The 2,984-nt window shown below is 48.9% G+C and carries 3 protein-coding genes; all 3 read left to right on the top strand.

The genetic code is table 11. The annotated features are described in order from the left end of the window. A partial coding sequence (locus EJP87_RS15075) for a DUF4351 domain-containing protein (RefSeq protein WP_130472684.1) occupies positions 1-282 on the top strand: 282 nt, incomplete at its 5' end. 559 nt (positions 283-841) lie between these two features. Continuing rightward, the gene (locus EJP87_RS15070) at positions 842-2,275 is read left to right on the top strand and encodes a flagellin N-terminal helical domain-containing protein (RefSeq protein ID WP_130472683.1); all 1,434 of its coding nucleotides are present in this window, start codon (positions 842-844) and stop codon (positions 2,273-2,275) included. A 203-nt stretch (positions 2,276-2,478) separates the two neighbouring features. Continuing rightward, the coding region (locus EJP87_RS15065) for an Rpn family recombination-promoting nuclease/putative transposase (protein ID WP_193771433.1) at positions 2,479-2,984 on the top strand (506 nt) is incomplete at its 3' end.

Below are 2,984 nucleotides of genomic sequence, written 5' to 3'. Positions count from 1 at the left end.
GTCATGTTGGCAGCGCGAGTAGAAGCGTGGGCGCAGGAGTATGAACAGAGAGGCATGCAAAAGGGCATGCAGCAGGGCATGCAGCAGGGTATACAGCAGGGTATACAGCAGGGTATGCAGCAGGGTAAGGCAGAGATCCTGTTGCGTCTTCTTGAACGTCGTTTTGGACAGGTTCCACCGCATATTGAGGCGTTGCTGGCTCAGGCGGATATACCACTTATTGAAGCCTGGACCGACCGTCTCCTGGACGCCAGAACACTGGAGGATATCTTTACCCATTGACCGTAAAGGCAATGCGGCTTGCTGGATGGGATAATGCCGAGTGATGGGTTTTTTTCTTCAAGGTTTTGCGTATACAACCGATAATAGGCTTTAACGGAGGTGTTCTGAGTGCCTCCGTTTGCGCGACCAGGATGGTTGTATGTTCGTGACTGGATCGATCACGTAAAACGAACGATCCACCTCCAGCCAAGGACGGAGAGTGACAATGGCCATTGTGGCCTGTGACCCGGGAGATTTTATCATGTCGATCAATTCCAAAGCAAGCAAGCAAGCAAGCAAGCAAGCAAGCAAGCAAGTAGTCCTCCTCTGCTCCTGATGCGCCCACCCGATACCGGCATGTCCAGTCGGTCGATGCTGATACGATACCTGCACATATAAAAACAAGTTGCTTCTGATGTAACTGGAGAGTGCTCCTGTCTCTGGATGGTTTCTCGCCGTCTGGTTGCAGGGAGTGTTTTGTCCGTGGGTTGCGTGATTTGTTGCTCCTTGCTGGGCAGAACGCGGAGCTACGCCTTGTTTTTGGTGTTATTATAACATATATAATATATAGAGGGTGAAAATGAGCCTGACAATGAATACAAATGTTGCCGCACTGGCGACGCAGCGCAATCTTTCGAGTGCGACGAATAGGTTGTCGATGGTTTTTGAACGAATGTCTTCCGGGAAAAGGATCAATCGTGCTGCCGATGATGCGGCGGGTCTTTCCATAGCAACCCGGATGAACGCGCAGGTGCGTGGGTTTAACCAAGCGTTGCGCAACGTCAATGATGGAGTTTCCTTGTCGCAAGTGGCACAGGGTGCGTTGAAAGATGTGCAGGATACTTTGCAGAGAATGCGGGAACTGGCTGTGCAGGCCGCCAACGATACCAACAGCGCCCGTGACCGGCAGACGTTGCATGAGGAGTTCAATCAACTGCGCAATCATATCTCTCAGGTTGCCGCGACGACCGATTTCAATGGTACAAAATTGCTGGATGGCTCTTTTTCTGGCAAGACGTTTCATGTGTCCAGTAATAGAGGGCAGACATTGTCTCCAGATGCTGTGATGGGGGTGCAGCCATCAGTGATTGGTTCCCGTGTAGAGGGTGAAACAGGGGGGGGTGTGCAATCAGAAAGTGTTGCTTCTTTGGATGTTGGTGCTTGGTCAAATGTACCGTCTAATTCTGTAGTGACAGTAGTAGCAGATGGAATATGCGCTAATGCTCCATCATACCGTGATAGTGCGGCATTATTCACTAACGATAAATATGATTTATCCTCAGGAGGGGATGCATATTTTCAATGGAAAGCTCATGGGAATAATCAATTCGATATCTTTAATGTAGGGGTATCTCCAAACAACTATTTAGACTCTAATTCTGTAATTGCAGGAAGTTTTTCAACTCACCACTCATACAATGGTTCTCTTGTAATTCAAGATGATACATGGTATTACACGAGGATACATATAGATAGCATTGGAAACTATACATCAACAACAGCTACCAGTAATTATGATAACTCTGGCGGGTCAGTTATTAAAAGTTACACTGGTAGTGTGGCTTCATGGAATAGTGTTGGACAATCAGTCAGTTTGTTCGCAATACATAATGATGCTTATGCGGGAGTAAATGCATCAATGACTCTTGGCTTTGCCAAAGTTGTATCTTCTTCCCAAATTACATCTCCTGCTTCTCGCAGTTTGGCAGATGTTTCTCTCACTTCGCAGTCAAATGCTGAAGAGTCTATTTCTGTCATCGACAACTCCATCAAAGACGTTGCTGGCATGGCTACCACCTTCGGTGCCTTCCAGAACCAGATGGACTCTATTGCAAACGATTTGATGGTGATGAGCCAAAACACCTCTGGGGCACGATCCCGGATTGAAGATGCTGACTATGCGGCAGAGACGGCCAATTTGGCCAAAAATTCCATCATTCAACAAGCAGGAACGGCCATTCTGGCGCAGGCCAATCAACAGCCGACTTCCGTGTTAAAACTACTGAATTTTTGACCAAACGCACTCTGTTTGCCAAAATAGTTTAGGCAAGGATGTCGGGATTTTTGGAGCGACAAATACAGCACCATCCCGATGATGGACCATGTGGCAATTGCTGCGAGCATGTGAACCGTGGTGCAAAAATCTGCTGGCAGGTAGAATTGCAGCCAGTGCCGGATTTTGTTCCTGCTCACCGTTTTTAGTCACGATACCACGCCATGCCTGACACCATCCATTCTGCCGATTCGCTTTACCACCGTCTGTTTTCTCATCCGCAGATGGTGGCCGATCTGTTATACGGTTTTCTGGATCCACTGCTTTTGGCAGAGTTGGATCTGGGCCAGATGCGTCGACACAACAGCAAACTGACCGCCAGTACCGGTCTCCGGCGGCGCAGCGATGTGGTCTGGGAAATTCCCACCCGCCATGGCCGGGAGATATTGGTTTTGTTGATTTTGGAGTTTCAGTCCGATGTGGATGAGTGGATGGCCTTGCGTGTTGCTGTCTATGTCGGGCTTCTTTATCAGCAACTGGTCAATGAGCGCAAATTGACTATAGCGGATGGTCTGCCGCCAGTATTGCCCATTGTTTTGTTCAACGGCGAGCCGCGTTGGCAAGCACCCACCTCTTTGCGGGAATTGATTCGTCTGCCGCCGGGATCTTCCCTGTGGCATTTTCAGCCGGAGATGCGCTATCATGTCATTGACGAAGGGGCCTATCCGCA

The sequence above is a fragment of the Candidatus Magnetaquicoccus inordinatus genome, from assembly GCF_004217665.1.
Lineage (GTDB): Bacteria > Pseudomonadota > Magnetococcia > Magnetococcales > Magnetaquicoccaceae > Magnetaquicoccus > Magnetaquicoccus inordinatus.
This window is presented reverse-complemented; position numbering and strand designations above follow the sequence as displayed.